Raw genomic sequence first — 13,292 nt, forward strand, 5'->3', positions numbered from 1 at the left:
CCGATGTTCGCGTGGGTGGACCGGAACTCAGAGGCCCAGTTCGTCCAGCCGCGCGCGCAGCCAGTCGGGCAGGACGTCGGCCGAGCCGGCCCGGCGCAGTTCCTCCAGGTACGCCTCGGGTGGCGGCGGGGTGATCCACTGCGGCTCCGCGGTGCGGTCGAACTTCAGGTTCTCCCGGCCGGTGTACTCGACGTCGAGTCGCGCGGTGCACCAGGTGGTCTGCGGGCCTTCCATCGAGGCGCGGAACTCCCGGAACCGCTCGGTCACGGCCTGCGGCGGCGCCCACTGGAACATCCGGCCCGTGAGGTCGCGCACCAGCGCGGTGCACTCGGCGTGGTCCCCGATCTCGCGGAACTGCACCTGGGCGTACGTCCACCCGGTCGGCGCGGTCTGCTTGACCTGTTGCCCGACGTGCCTGGAGTACATGACGTTGACCGGCACATCCCCCGATTCCACCCTCGGCAGCTCCAGTCCGGGGTTGAGCTCCCGCAGCAGCCAGCGCGGCCGCCAGTTCTCCGCGCGCGGGAAGATCTCCAGGTCCTTCGCCCACACGTCCGGTGAGATCGGCGGATCCCACACCGGGTCGACCTCGAAGTTGTACTCGGTCTGGGAGTTGCCGGGTGGGTCGATCGTGTACCGGATGGAGAACCAGGTGCCTTTCTCCTCCTCCCACAGCACTTCCCGGAGGTCGGAGAACGGCCGGCGCAACTGGTCGACGGGAAGCTCCCGCTCCCGCACCGACCCGTCCTGGTTCAGCGTGGCGAACTGGTAGTCGTCCACGTTCGCCGCCATCGACACCTTGAGGTCGACGCGTGCCCAGTCCGGACCGATGTCCTCGAGCAGCTTGCCGCCGACCCAGTTGAGGATCTGGCCGGCGATCTCGTAGCGCTCGGCCTGGGACGGCCGGGGGTCAGACATTGTCGTGGCTCCTGTAGTGGACGACTGGCTGTCCGGTCACCGGGTGCACCCGTTGATCAATCCAGTAAACACGATGCGGCGTGAGGCCCGTCGACTGCTGCGACGGGAACACCCGGACGCGCGTGACGTCCTCGTTGTGCTTCGTGTGGGCCTCCAGGCGGTCTTTCTCCGCCCGTGCCCAGCTGTTCTCGTAGGGGCTCGTCGGGTCCTTCTCCGGCAGCCTGATGTTGTTCTCGTTCCACTTCTGCGGGACCACGCCGAGCGCCTCGTTGATACCGCCCTCGGCGTGTGCCTGGGTGTGTCCGCCGCGGTACCCGCCGCCGGTGGGCACGTCGTACTCGCCCATCTTGCCCACGGGGGTCTGCACGCCGCCGTAACGCGGCGGGTGGTTCTGCGGGGAGTAGTCCGGTGGGTACGAGACCGTGCCGGCACCGTAGGAGTTGGTGTGGAACGAGCGGTCGTCGACCTGGTAGCGGGTCTCCGGGAGCGGAAGACCGTCCGTGGGCCGCACGTCGACCGCCCGCCTGGTGCTGGCGTCGCCCAGCTCCGGGTTCTTGTCGGTCCACGTGTCGATGTGCGTGAACTGCGACCTGCCGTCCGGGGTGAGCTCCGGTGCGGTGTAGAAGTCGCCGTGCCAGTCGCCGGTCTCCGAGTTGGTGACGTGGTAGACGCGGTCGGGTTCGAGGTCCGTGCGCCGGCTGAACGGCGGGCCGTTCGGATCCCACGTGTCGGTGCGGTAGTGCGCGCCGCCGGGTTGCCAGTCGGGGCCGTCCGGTGCGTTGAAGTTGTCGATGTCGAACTGCGGGTTGCCGTTGGCGTCGGTGTGGAACGTGAACGGCTCGCCGCCCGCGTGCACCCGGTAGTCGACGTCCGGCTGCGTGTAGCTGGCGTCCGGGTTGTCGATGCGACCGTCGTACCCGGTGCGGGTGTTGCTGGTGTGGGCGTCGATGGCGATGACGCGCGGCGGGTTGGACCCGTCGGTGTAGACGTGCGTCTGCCGCCCGTTCGCGTCCGTGACCTCGTACCTCGTGCGCGGTTCGAGGTCGGGCGTGTGCCGCGGCGGGTCGAAGAACGGCTCACCGGGGTTGACCGTGCGCGGGCGGGAGTGGTCGTACTCCGGCTCGCGCCAGTCGATGTCCTGGTGCGTCGGAACTTCCCGGTCGCCCGGCCGCGCGGCGCGGTCCTGCGCACCGTCGGCGTCGGTGCCGTCGTGGTGCTCGCTGCCGGGCGCGTAACCGTCCTCGCCGGCACGGGTCCTGGTGCCGTCCGGGTGGTGCGTCTCCCACTGGCCGTCCGGTGGGATCCGCGGCTGACGGGTGCCGTCCGGGTGGACCTCCACGTCACTGGTGAACACCCGGCCGTGGGCGTCGGTCCAAGCGGGCTTGGTGGGCGCCAGCACCGGCGCGTCGAGGTGCCGGGACAACTGCTGCGCGAAGTCGTTGCTGCCCGCGTCGCACCCGATCAACCTGACCGGCCGGCTGCCGTCGTAACCGCTGCGCCGCAACATGTCCGCGTACTCGGCGGCCGTGTAGTCGTGGCCACCGATGCGCGCGCGGCCGTCCGGGGTGATGTGGACGTCGGCGGTGAAGTAGCGAGGGTCGTTGGGCACCCGGTGCGGCAGGTCGCCCATGTCGGTGTCGCCGCCGTGGTGGGAGACGCCGGCCGGGGTGCTCTCCGCGTGGCGGGCGTGCGCCTCCTCGGGGGAGGGGCGGTCCGCGGGCGGGGCATCGGGGTCGTGCGCGCCGTTCGGGTCGTTCGGGTCGCCGTCGTGGGGCTTGTCGGGGTCGTGCGGCTTGTCCGGGGTGCCGTCGTGCTTGTCGTTCGGGCCGTGGTGGGGTGCTTCGGTGTCCGGGTTCCGGTGGGGTGCGTCGGGGCCGCGGTGAGGTGTGTCGGCGCCTGGGTCGCGGTGGGGTGCGTCGGTGTTCGGGCCTCGGTGCGCGGGCAGGGGTGTTTCGGGGGCGCGGGGGCGGGTGCCGTCCGGGCTGTGCGGCCTTGAGCCGTCGGGACGGTTGGCGGGGCCGCGGCCGTCGGGGCGGGACGGGCCGTCTGGGCGGTGCGGTGCATCGGGGCGGGAGGGGGAGGCTGGGCCGCCGTGTGGTGCGTCTGGACGTGACGGTGCGTTGGGGCCGCCCTGTGGCGCGTTGGGGCGCGATGGCGTGTTGGGGCCGTGTGGTGCGTCGGGTCGCGACGGCGCGTTGGGGCCGCCTTGTGGCGCGTTGGGGCGCGATGGCGTGTTGGGGCCGTGTGGTGCGTCTGGACGTGACGGCGCGTTGGGGCCGTGTGGTGCGTCGGACCGTGACGGGGCGGTGCGGCCGCCCTGCGGTGCATCGGGTCGTGACGGTGTGTTCGGGCCGTGTGGTGCGTCTGGTCGCGATGGCGTGTTGGGGCCGCCCTGCGGTGCGTCAGGACGGAACGGTGCCTGGGGGCCGCCGTGTGGTGCGTTGGGACCCGGAGCGTCGGGGCGCGACGGGGCGTGCGGTGCGTCTGGTCGTGACGACGGGGCCGTGGTGCCGCTGTTCGGCGCATTGGGGCGAGACAGCGTGTCGGGGCGCGAAGGGGCGTTCGGGCCGCCCTGAAGCGCATTGGGTCGGGAGGGGGCGGTCGGACCGTTGGTGTGCGGGGCCCCTGGTGTCGACGGCTGCGGACGCATCGGAGCGTCGCTGCGGGGTGCGTTCGGGGTGGACGGGGCGTGTGGTGTGCCTGCGGCGGGAGCGCTCGGGGGCGAAGGCATCGAGGACGGGGCCGCGGGTGCCGATGGCGCTGAGGTCGGGCGGGACGGGGCGTCGGCGCGGGAGGCGGACGTCGACAGGTCGGGGGAGCGTGGTGCGGGTGTGCTGGAGCCCAGGTCGCCTCGGCTGCCCGGAGTGCCGGTCCAGCCCTGGCCTCCGGGTGCGGGGCGGCCTGCGGGTGGGGTGGACGGCGTGTTGCCGCCGGCGTTCGGGGCACCGCCGCCCATCGGGGCCGCCTGGGGTGGCGTCGACGCTGTGTCCGGGGTGCGGGACTGGGCGTGTGGGGCGTCGGGCCGGGTCGGGGCCTCGACCGGGGGTGCCACCGAGGACGAGACGGTCTGGCCCGTGTTGCGCGGCGGGGGCGGGGTGTCCGGGGTGGAGGCGGTGTGCGGGGTGTTGTCCGGGGCCCGCGACGGGGTCGGTGCGTCGGGGGACGAGCTGTCCGGCGTGCGCGTCGGGGTCGGCGGACTGTCGGGGGTTCGTGAGGGAGACGGCGCCGACGGCGGTGCCGAACTGTCGGGCGCGTGCGATGGCGACGAGCTGTCGGGAGTGCGCCACGGCGACGAGCTGTCAGGCGTGCGCGACGGTGCCGAGCTGTCAGGCGTGCGCGACGGTGCCGAGGTGTCGGGCGTGTGCGAGGACGACGGAGATGAGCTGTCCGGCGTTCGCGACGGTCCGTCGGGCGAGCTGTCGGGGGTCTGTGAAGAGCTGTCCGGGGTGCGGGACGGTCCGTCCGGAGTGGACGGTGAAGAGTCCGGTGTGGACGAATGGGTGCCGTGGCCGCCGGAAGGCGAGAGGTCCGGGGTGTCGGTGCGGTGGAAGAGGCCGCCCGGCTTGATGGACTTCGTGGAGATCACGTCGAGGCCGGTCGCCTTGCCGGCGAGCTTCCCGACGACCTTCATGATCTTGGTGAAGATCTCGGTCAGGCGGCCGAGCAGCGGCGAGACCTTCTTGATGGTCTTGATGAGCTTCTGGATCAGCTCACCGATGCGGGTGGCCCACTTGGAGATCGCGGTGACGGCCTGAGCGACGATCACCGGGGTGCCGAAGCCCAGTGAGAACACGGCTTCCAGGACCCACGTGATGAGTTTGGCCACCAGGTCGGCGATCAGGTCGCGCACCATCTCGCGCACGAAGCCGACGACCATGCCCATGACGCCGACGACGGTGCCGACCGAACCCGCGGTGGACGCCGCGCCGGACAACGCGTCCAGTTGCTCGCCCGCGGCCTTGCGGTAGGCGTCACCGGCGGCGCCGGTCCACGAGGCGGTGGCGTCGACGGCGGCTTTGTAGTCGGCCGCGACCTTGCCGAGCTCCTGCGAGACGTTGCCCCACGTCGTGGAGTACGACTGGATCACCGGCGGGTCGCCGGCCAGCCAGTCGAGGGCGTCCTTCAACGGCTGCATGTGTTCCATCAGGAACGAGGCGGCGGAGGACAGCAGCGTGCCGAACGGGTCGATGGCCATCGAGGCGGCGTCGGCGACGAGACCGACCACGCCGAGGCCGCCCTCGATCCAGCTGCCCTCGGAGATGCCCTTGTAGGCGTCGACCGCGGAGTCGGCGATCGAGAAACCCGTCGCCCAGCCGTTGTCACCGGTACCGGCGTTGAAGAAACCGGACGGTTCCTTGGGCTCCTGAGCCACCAACGGGTTCGGTGTGGACATCAGAAGCCCTTCAGCGTGGTGGCGATCTGGTCCTCGACGGCCTGGTAGTGCTTGGCGGTCTCGGTGACGCGCTTGGAGGTGGAGTCCATCGCCTCGGCCACGCCCTTCAGCGCGTTCAGGCCCCAGTTCTCGACCGGGTCGAGCAGCATGCGGAACGGCTGGCAGATGATCCCGTACGCGTCAGTGGGCATCGACACGGTGTTGGCCGCGTCCACGGCCGCCTGCAACCGTCCGTGCAGGCCCTCCAGGGCCTTGGCGGGCGCTTCCAGCACGTCCGAGGTGACGTTGAAACCACCGGCGGTCATCGAACCCCCTCAAGTTCGAGCAACGGACAGAAGATCAGCGGAGCACCGACTGCCCGCCGAAGTCGTCGTCGTCATCCGACGATCGGCGGCGGCGCACGGGAGGAGGCGGCGGCGGGGGCGGGGTGTCGTCGTCCACGCGGAAGTTCATCTCGTTGTTGTCGTACGGCGAACGCGCGGGCGGGTCGTCCGCGGGCGGCGCCGGGAAGTTCTTCTTGGCCTCGTTGAAGAGCACGTTGGCCGTCTCGTCCTGCGTGCCGATGGTCTCGGCCATCGCCTCCTGCAGCAGCGCGGGGATCTTCGACTGCGCGCGCTGCAACAGCTTCATGATCTCGCCGCTGATCTCGGCCATGCGCCGGCCGGCGGCCGACTCGTTGATCACGAGGTTCTGCAGGATGCCGTTGGAGCCGATGGTCAGCTCGACGGAACCGTCGGAGGACCGCTCGGAGATCGTCATGCCCTGCACGCGCGTCGCCATCTCCTGGTAGCGAGCGGCGCGTTCCTGGATGTTCTGGTTCCAGTTCGCGAGCATCTGCTCCGACCCGGCGATGTCCTCGGGCACCGAAAAATTCCCTCCCACAGCGGCAGCGGACTCAAAGGATGACGCAGCCGGTGGTGATCCAGTTCCACCAATGGAGCAAATCGGCCGCGCAGACCAGCGGCGTTCCACTGAACGGACCAGTGGAACGCCGCGAGGTCAGTGCTGACGGTTCAGTTCACGCCCAGCAGGTCGACGACGAAGATCAGCGTCTCGTTGGGCTTGATCACGCCACCGGCGCCGCGCGCGCCGTAGCCCAGGTGCGGCGGGATGACCAGCTTGCGGCGGCCGCCGACCTTCATGCCCTGGACGCCCTGGTCCCAGCCTGCGATGACCCGGCCACCGCCGAGCGGGAACTGGAAGGCCTCGCCGCGGTCCCAGGACGCGTCGAACTGCTCGCCCGTCGAGTGGGAGACGCCGACGTAGTGCACGGACACGAACTGGCCTGCCGTGGCCTCCGGGCCGTCGCCGACGGTGATGTCCTCGATCACCAGGTCGGCGGGCGCCGGACCGTCGTGCGGGTCGACCTCGGGCTTCGTGGGGGCCATCACAACTTCCTCTCGGAACGGGATTGTTCGTGCTCGATCCAATCACGTGCGGCCCGGCGCGGCCGAATGGCCTACGCGGACCAGCCCTTGCCGGTCTCGAAATGCCGTGTTGATCTGTAAGGGCTCCCGACCCTGCACCGGGAGTACACAACAGAAGAAGGAGATGATCATGGCGGCAACCCTGCACCGCCTCCGGTCATGGCTCGGCGCGGCATTGGCAGCAGCGACGCTGTCAATGGCGTGCGTCAGCGTGGCCGAAGCAGCTCCGACCCCCACCACCGACGGCGAGTTCGGCACTCAGGTCGTCGGCGGCACGCGTGCGAGCACGGCCACCTACCCGTGGGTCGTCTACCTGGCGACCAGCAGCGGGTTCCAGTACTGCGGCGGCACGCTCGTGGCTGCCAACAAGGTCGTCACCGCGGCGCACTGCACCGTGGGCGACTCGGCGTCCGCGGTCCGCGTCGTGGCCGGCCGGGACGACAAGAACTCCACCGCGGGCACCGTCGCCCGTGTCACGAAGATCTGGATCCATCCGAGCTACACCGACGTGACCCGCGGCTACGACGTCTCGGTGCTCACGCTCGACCGCAACCTGTCGCAGACCCCGCTCAAGTTCGCGACGAGCGCGGACAGCGCGCTGTACGCGGCGGGCACCAGCTCGACCATCCTCGGCTGGGGCGACACCGCCGCGGGCGGTCCGGACTCGCGCTACCTGCTCAAGGCCACCGTGCCGCTGACCAGCAACTCCAGCTGCGCCAGCGCGTACGGCAGCCGCTTCATCGCCACGGCCATGGTGTGCGCCGGCTACTCCCAGGGCGGCACCGACACCTGTCAGGGCGACTCCGGCGGACCGCTCGTGGCCGGCGGCAAGCTGATCGGCATCACCTCGTGGGGTGACGGCTGCGCCGACGCCGGTGTCCCCGGCGTCTACACCCGCGTCGCCACCTACGCGGCGCAGATCCAGGCCCAGCTGTAAGTGGTGTCAGGGCCGGGAAGGTTGCGCGCAACCCTTCCCGGCCCTGTTTACGTCCTGGTGGCATGAACGGCAGAAAGCTGTTGGCCAGCGCCGCCGTGCTGGCCGTCGCCGGAGTGTGTGTGAGCTCCGCGGTGCGGGACGAAACCCCCGCGCTACCACCGATCGTGGACTACGGGCCGGTGCGTCTCGTCGCGTTCGACTCGTGCGACCACGCGCTGACCGAACTGCGCAACGCCATCGCCCCGTACGTCACCGCGTACGGCCTTGGAGGTCGGCCGCGGATCTTCGCCATGGAGGACGCCAACAACAGCGCGGGCGTCGCACCGAAGGCCGTGCCCGACGCGACGAGCGCCGCCACGCCGCCCGCGCAGCAGCAGGACCACTCGACGACGAACGTCCACGAGCAGGGCATCGACGAGCCGGACATCGTGAAGACGGACGGAAAACGCGTCGTCTCCGTCGCGGACGGCAAGCTGCGGGTGATCGACGTCGCGAGCCGGAGCGTCACCGGCACGGTCGACCTCGGTCAGCGCTACGCCAACCAGCTGCTGGTCTCCGGTGACCGCGCGCTGGTGGTCGCGCAGAACTCCGGCGCGATCATGGAGAAGGTGGTGCCCGACCGCCAGTTCGCCCCCGAGTTCGGCACCGAGCTGATCCTCGTGGACCTCAAGGCGCTCAAGCAGATCGGCAGCCTCCGCACCGACGGGTTCTACCTCGACGCCCGCCAGGTCGGCGGCACCGCCCGCGTCGTCGTCCGCTCGCAGCCGCGCCTGCCGTGGGTCTACCCGGACATGACGACCAACGAAGCAGGATCCTTGCGCCGCAACAGGGAGATCCTGCAGAGCGAGCCGATCACCTCGTGGCTGCCGCGCTACGAGCTGGACCAGAACGGCGCGAAGAGCAGCGGAAGCCTGGTCGACTGCGCGAACGTCAGCCACCCCGCGGCGCACTCGGCGACGTCGATGCTGACCGTGCTCACGTTCGAGCTGTCCGGTCAGCTCGGCACGGGCCAGGCGGTCTCGATCATGGCCGACGGCGACACCGTCTACGGCACCGACCGCAGCCTCTACATCGCCGACGACCACCACCTCCGGCCCGAACTTCCCGGCAGGCCAACGGTTGCGCTTCCGGTCACGACGGCGATCCACCAGTTCGACATCAGCCAGGCCGGCCCGCCGAAGCACGTCGCGTCCGGTGAGGTCAACGGGTCGCTGCTGAACCAGTACTCGCTGTCCGAACACGACGGTGTCCTGCGCGTCGCCACCACGACGGGCACGGTCGCGCCCTGTTGCTGGCGCATGCCCAGCGACGTCGTGCCGCAGCAGCAACAACCACCACCGTCGGAAAGCCTTGTCACCACGTTGCGCCGCAACGGGAACGAGCTGACCAAAGAAGGCCAGATCGGCGGGCTCGGCAAGGGCGAGCGCATCTACAGCGTGCGGTTCATCGGCAAGATGGGTTACGTCGTCACGTTCCGGCAGACCGACCCGCTCTACACGCTGGACCTGAGCGATCCCAAGCAGCCCAGGGTGACCGGCGAGCTGAAGATCAACGGTTTCTCCGCCTACCTGCACCCCGCGGGCGACGGCAGGCTGATCGGCGTCGGTCAGGAGGCGACGGATCAGGGCCGCGTCACGGGAACCCAGGTGTCGCTGTTCGACGTGAGCAACCCCGCGGCACCGCACCGGCTCGCGCAGTACCACCTGCCGGACTCCAACTCGGAGGCCCAGTTCGACCCGCACGCGTTCCTGTTCTGGCCACCCGACGGCACGCTCGTCATCCCAGTGGCGCAGTACAAGACGAACTACGAGGTCTCGTCGCTGGTGCTGCGCGTAGAGGGCAACCAGATCCGCGAGACCGGCAAGATCGTCGAACCGTCGAGCCAGAACTACGGCGGCGCCAGGCGCACGATGGTGATCGGCGACCAGCTGTGGTCGATCTCGCAGGCCGGGGTGCAGGTCAACGCGCGCAACGGCCTGGCGCAGCAGGCCTGGCTGCCCTTCTAGGCCTGGGCACGCTCAGCGGTGAGCAGGCGGTGCGCGAGCACCGTGCCGCCTGCCATCGCGGCCGGGATCACGATCAGCGCGGCCAGCGGGATCAGGCACAGCAGGTACGCGGGCACGGCGAACCCGAGCACCATCGACCGCCGCGTCGCGAGCAGCTTCCTGCGCTCCTGGAACGACCTGCCGCGACGGGTGAACGGGATGCCGGTCAGCTCGATGCCGAGCAGGTACCCGTTGACGCACGCGGCCAGCACGGGCACCACGGTCTGCCCGACGACGGGGATGAACCCGCAGAAGAACAGCGGAACCGCGAACAGCACCGAGATGCCGACCAGCAGGATCGTGCTGCGCAGCCCGACCACGAACCCGCGCCACCAGCCGACCTGCTCGGCCTCGTGGACGCCGCCGAGCTCGTCCTCGACCTCCTCGGCGATGTACTCGTAGAACGGCCCGCCGATCATCAGCGTGATGGCGGTGAACAGCAGCACGCTCAGGCCGAGCGTCGCGGCGATCACCGAGATGCCGACGGCGACCTCGACGATCTTGTGCGAGGTCTCGCTCCACGAGTCCGCGAACCCGGTGAGCCACTCGGCGACCGAGTCGATGTGGACGAACAGCAGCATCCAGCCGGTGATCATCAGCACGGCGGTGATGACCGCGGGCAGCGCTCCGACGAGCACGCGCTTGGGCGAGCTGAACACCAGCCTGAACCCGCGCAGCAGCAGTGCGACACCGGCCCCGAAGTCCTTGATCACGCGCGCAGGATAGTCGTTTCGCACGCGGCCCATATGAGATACGGGCGAGCACGAGCTCGTTCGGGCGGGCATGATCGGGCAGCTGGTGGTGCGTCTCGGAACGTTGGCGAGGTGATCCACGCTCAGCAGGCACCACGATGCACCCGTCTGACCGCGAATCCCCCGGCAACGTTCCGAGCCACACCACTAGCCCGGATGGCGGTCGTTGTGCACGTGAAGCCGCTGCGACCATGCGAGCTGACTGCGGGAGGCGTTGAGGGTGAGCACACCGGCTGAGAACGCCGTCGTCGTCCCGGACGGGCCGCTGCCCATGCTGCCGCCCGCGATCTGGGAGTCGAAGGAAGTGCGGGACGCGGTGGCCGCGGACTCGCCCGGTGCCGTGGTCGCGATCGCGCGCAAGGCGCACGGCCTGCGCCAGGACGAGCTCGGCACGCTGGCCGGGTTCTCCCAGTCGGCGATCTCGCGCCTGGAGGCTGGCAGCAACATCGCCTACGACATGCGCGTGCTCAGGACGCTGCAGCGGTTGCTCGGCATCCCCGCCCACCTGCTCGGCCTGACCGACCGCACGGTGCCGATGCGCTCGGGCGAGGCACGCCGCCTCGCCGCCGGGGCGCCGGCGTTCGCCGGGCTGGACGGCATCGCGAAAGACCTGGTCGTGGGCATGGAGGGCAAGGCGCTGATGGCGTTGTGCGCCTCCGCGGTCTTCGGCTCGGCGAACGGCAACGGCGTGCTGGCCAGTGACGCCGTGAGCCAGCTGCTCGTGCTGCGCCGGATCGTCAACGACGCGCACAACTGGCGCGGCACCGGTGCGCTGATGCCCGCCGTCCGCAACATGTACGACTTCATCGACGTGCTGCGCCGCAACGCGCGTGGCGACGTCCGTCGCCGTTTGCTCGGTACGGGCGCGATGTACGCGGAGTTCTACGGCTGGCTGCACGAGGAGATCGGCGACATGCGCGGCGCCGGGGTGTGGACGTCCCGGGCGCTGGAGCAGGGGCAGGCCGCGGACGACCGGGACGTGGTCGCGTACTGCTACGTGCGGATGAGCCAGCTGGCCGAGGTCGACGGCGACGACGACCGCGTCATCGGCCTGGCACGCGCGGCCCAGCGCGAGACCGGTGTGAGCCCGATCGTGCGCGCGATGGCGTTGCGGCAGGAAGCCCGTGGTCTCGCGCGTGCGGGTCAGGACGCGTGCATGCCGCGGTTCGACCTCGCGCAGTCGCTGGTGGTGAACGCGGAACGGCCGCAGTCCGACGAGTACTCCATCGGCTACTGCTTCACCGAGCTGCACGTGCAGATGCAGCGTGCCGCGAGCATGGTCGACCTCGCCGACCACCAGCGGGCCATCAACGCGTACACGGACCTCATGCCCAGATGGGGTGGCATCTGCCAATGGGAGCAGGGCGTCCACACGGCCAGACTCGCCTACGCGCACGCCGCCAGCGGTGACGTCGAGCAGGCCGTCGACCTGGGGTTCGCGGCGCTGGAGCTGGCCCGTGCGACCGGTTCGCAGCTGATCGTGAACGAGCTGGACCGGCTCGACCCGTGGCACGGGACGCCGGCGATCGCGGAGCTCGCGGCCGAGGTGACCCAGCTGCGCTGAGCACGTATGCGAGTTCCGCATACGCGGCCTGTAAATCGTATGTAACCCTCCCCATTCCGCGTCGCACCACGCACGATCTAGGTGTGATCGACCTAGCCGAACGAACGCCGCGATCGGAAGAGGTCAGCGCCGACAGGTTCTGCGCGGCAGTGGCAGAGCGGAACGCGGGCCCCTACCGGCTCAAGTTCTACGCGACCACGCACGCCGTCGTGTGCGTGGTCGACGACGCAGAGGTGAAGGCATGAGCATTCAGGAAACGGAAGCGCGCATGCCCGTGTTGCTGGTCCGCAAGCGTGCGGGTGTCGTAGGAGAGACACAACGCACGTGTCACCTCGTACCCATGCCAGAAGACGACGGCCGCACGCCGCTCGCGTTGACCGCCTACTGCGGCGAGCTCATCCACCGCGGTGAGGCCGAGCTGCTCACCCAGCCGTCCGGAATGCCGTGCGTCGGCTGTCTCTTCAGAGTGCCGATGCCGCGCGGCGGAGGGCTAAACGCCCACGACTGGTGAGGCGATGCAGGCCGTGCCGACGCGCCGGAACCCGACCCGTTCGTAGACCCGCGCGATGTCGAGGCTTCCGGCCGACAGGAACACCAGCTCCGCGCCCCTTTCCACGGCGTCTCGCGCGAGCGCCGCAGTGACCGCACCACCGAGGCCACGTCGCCGTGCCGCCGGCAACGTGCCGATCCCCGCTATCTCGACGACGTCGCCCGCCCGTTGCGCTGTTCCCACCGCCAGCACGCCCTCGCCTGGCGGGTCGGCCACCGCGTGACGGTGCCGGGTGCTCATCGGGGTCGCACCGGCCAGTGCCGCGTCCCGTTCGGCGACACCGACGTCGCCCGCGGCGGTGCCCGGCGACGAGAACGCCAGCTGTGCCACCACCGACACCTCCACCGGCCGGGTGTCGAGCACGCGCACGTGCGGATGAGGCTCCGGCAGCTTCTCGGGGTCGAGGACCATCAGCGGCGCCTGGAGCACCTCCATGCCCGCCGCGACGGCCGCGTCGAGCAGCTCCGGCGTGGTCTCGTGCACCCACTCCAGCGCTTCCGGCACGTCGAGCTCGCGCTGCCGTGCCCGCATCTTCAGCACGTCGGCCACCGTCGGCCGGCCGCCGGGGAACCGCGGCCGCGCGTAGTACGGATAGCCGTCGCCGGCCTGGAGGAACAGCACCAGTTCGCCGTGCTCCTCGACGCGAGCTCCCGCTCGGGGCACGGAGTCGTAAAACTCTTCAAGAACGTCCCACACGGACGAGCAC

12 protein-coding genes are annotated in these 13,292 nt (G+C 70.3%); 5 read left to right on the forward strand and 7 right to left on the reverse strand.

Translation table 11 applies throughout. The features are described 5' to 3' along the window. Positions 1-27: 27 nt before the first annotated feature. From ACWEIJ_RS19285 to ACWEIJ_RS19305, 5 genes are all read right to left on the reverse strand, one after another. Positions 28-918 carry a hypothetical protein gene (locus tag ACWEIJ_RS19285; RefSeq protein ID WP_449838525.1) on the reverse strand — a complete coding sequence of 297 codons (891 nt, stop codon included), beginning with the start codon at positions 916-918 and terminating at the stop codon, positions 28-30. Beyond that, entirely contained in the window at positions 911-5,311 is a 4,401-nt protein-coding gene (locus ACWEIJ_RS19290; RefSeq protein ID WP_449838526.1) for a hypothetical protein, read from the reverse strand. Before ACWEIJ_RS19290 ends, ACWEIJ_RS19285 begins: the two co-directional genes overlap by 8 nt. After that, complete coding sequence (locus ACWEIJ_RS19295) at positions 5,311-5,616, reverse strand: type VII secretion target (protein ID WP_449838527.1); 306 nt, start codon at positions 5,614-5,616, stop codon at positions 5,311-5,313. The genes ACWEIJ_RS19290 and ACWEIJ_RS19295 overlap by 1 nt, the downstream gene beginning before the upstream one ends. Positions 5,617-5,650: 34 nt before the next feature. After that, the gene (locus ACWEIJ_RS19300; protein ID WP_449838528.1) at positions 5,651-6,175 is read right to left on the reverse strand and encodes a YbaB/EbfC family nucleoid-associated protein; all 525 of its coding nucleotides are present in this window, start codon (positions 6,173-6,175) and stop codon (positions 5,651-5,653) included. 149 nt (positions 6,176-6,324) lie between these two features. Beyond that, positions 6,325-6,699, reverse strand: coding sequence for an FKBP-type peptidyl-prolyl cis-trans isomerase (locus ACWEIJ_RS19305; protein WP_355436317.1), 375 nt, complete (start codon positions 6,697-6,699; stop codon positions 6,325-6,327). Between the two features lie 169 nt (positions 6,700-6,868). Between ACWEIJ_RS19305 and ACWEIJ_RS19310 the strand changes: the two genes are divergently transcribed. Together ACWEIJ_RS19310 and ACWEIJ_RS19315 are read left to right on the forward strand one after the other, a co-directional pair. Further along, positions 6,869-7,675, forward strand: a complete 807-nt coding sequence (locus tag ACWEIJ_RS19310; protein WP_449838529.1) for a S1 family peptidase — start codon at positions 6,869-6,871, stop codon at positions 7,673-7,675. 62 nt (positions 7,676-7,737) lie between these two features. Further along, on the forward strand, positions 7,738-9,681 hold the full coding sequence (locus ACWEIJ_RS19315; RefSeq protein ID WP_449838530.1) for a beta-propeller domain-containing protein: 1,944 nt from the start codon (positions 7,738-7,740) through the stop codon (positions 9,679-9,681). On the opposite strand, the gene ACWEIJ_RS19320 is transcribed toward ACWEIJ_RS19315, so the two are convergent. After that, the gene (locus tag ACWEIJ_RS19320; protein ID WP_449838531.1) at positions 9,678-10,433 is read right to left on the reverse strand and encodes an EI24 domain-containing protein; all 756 of its coding nucleotides are present in this window, start codon (positions 10,431-10,433) and stop codon (positions 9,678-9,680) included. The two genes, ACWEIJ_RS19315 and ACWEIJ_RS19320, sit on opposite strands and share 4 nt — an antisense overlap. Positions 10,434-10,692: 259 nt before the next feature. Here ACWEIJ_RS19320 and ACWEIJ_RS19325 point away from each other — a divergent pair, with 259 nt between their 5' ends. From ACWEIJ_RS19325 to ACWEIJ_RS19335, 3 genes are all read left to right on the forward strand, one after another. After that, a complete protein-coding gene (locus ACWEIJ_RS19325) occupies positions 10,693-12,036 on the forward strand; it encodes a helix-turn-helix domain-containing protein (protein ID WP_449838532.1) in 1,344 nt (447 codons plus the stop codon). A gap of 83 nt (positions 12,037-12,119) precedes the next feature. Then, positions 12,120-12,281, forward strand: a complete 162-nt coding sequence (locus tag ACWEIJ_RS19330) for a hypothetical protein (RefSeq protein WP_449838533.1) — start codon at positions 12,120-12,122, stop codon at positions 12,279-12,281. A gap of 95 nt (positions 12,282-12,376) precedes the next feature. After that, positions 12,377-12,547 carry a hypothetical protein gene (locus ACWEIJ_RS19335; protein WP_449838534.1) on the forward strand — a complete coding sequence of 57 codons (171 nt, stop codon included), beginning with the start codon at positions 12,377-12,379 and terminating at the stop codon, positions 12,545-12,547. Here the strand turns inward: ACWEIJ_RS19335 and ACWEIJ_RS19340 are convergent. After that, entirely contained in the window at positions 12,527-13,249 is a 723-nt protein-coding gene (locus tag ACWEIJ_RS19340) for a GNAT family N-acetyltransferase (RefSeq protein WP_449838535.1), read from the reverse strand. The two genes, ACWEIJ_RS19335 and ACWEIJ_RS19340, sit on opposite strands and share 21 nt — an antisense overlap. Positions 13,250-13,292: the final 43 nt, after the last annotated feature.

This window comes from Lentzea sp. NPDC004789, assembly GCF_053601075.1.

Bases quoted from the DNA above. Each gene is read 5' to 3' on its own strand.
- ACWEIJ_RS19335 (WP_449838534.1), top strand. From the start codon at position 12,377: ATGCCAGAAGACGACGGCCGCACGCCGCTCGCGTTGACCGCCTACTGC.
- ACWEIJ_RS19305 (WP_355436317.1), bottom strand. From the start codon at position 6,699: ATGGCCCCCACGAAGCCCGAGGTCGACCCGCACGACGGTCCGGCGCCC.
- ACWEIJ_RS19295 (WP_449838527.1), bottom strand. From the start codon at position 5,616: ATGACCGCCGGTGGTTTCAACGTCACCTCGGACGTGCTGGAAGCGCCC.
- ACWEIJ_RS19285 (WP_449838525.1), bottom strand. From the start codon at position 918: ATGTCTGACCCCCGGCCGTCCCAGGCCGAGCGCTACGAGATCGCCGGC.
- ACWEIJ_RS19310 (WP_449838529.1), top strand. From the start codon at position 6,869: ATGGCGGCAACCCTGCACCGCCTCCGGTCATGGCTCGGCGCGGCATTG.
- ACWEIJ_RS19290 (WP_449838526.1), bottom strand. From the start codon at position 5,311: ATGTCCACACCGAACCCGTTGGTGGCTCAGGAGCCCAAGGAACCGTCC.
- ACWEIJ_RS19315 (WP_449838530.1), top strand. From the start codon at position 7,738: ATGAACGGCAGAAAGCTGTTGGCCAGCGCCGCCGTGCTGGCCGTCGCC.